Raw genomic sequence first — 337 nt, 5'->3', positions numbered from 1 at the left:
TCAAAGCCATAAAACATTTCTGACTTTAAGATACCAAAGAAGGATTCCATCATGCCATTATCTGGGCTATTGCCTTTACGGGACATGGATAGACGAATTCCCTTTTGATTAAGAAATTCATGATAACATCGATGTTGGTATTGCCAACCTTGGTCACTGTGGAGAATCGTATGATTATAATGGGTATCCGGAAAAGCTTGCGTTAACATTAGTCTGATCTGTTCTAAATTAGGCGAAGTTGATAGCTGGTAAGCGATAATCTCACTATTATAGCCATCTAAAACCGGAGACAAATACAACTTTTGTGTGCTAGCTGGAATAGCAAATTCTGTGACAT

Annotated in this window: 1 protein-coding gene; it reads right to left on the bottom strand. The window is 38.0% G+C overall.

Going from position 1 to position 337, the window contains the following annotated elements; translation table 11 throughout:
• On the bottom strand, positions 1 to 337 hold a 337-nt coding region (locus B3473_RS06165; protein ID WP_293677950.1), incomplete at both ends, for a DDE-type integrase/transposase/recombinase.

The sequence above is a fragment of the Streptococcus sp. UBA632 genome (genome assembly GCF_002300045.1).
GTDB lineage: Bacteria > Bacillota > Bacilli > Lactobacillales > Streptococcaceae > Streptococcus > Streptococcus alactolyticus.
This window is presented reverse-complemented; position numbering and strand designations above follow the sequence as displayed.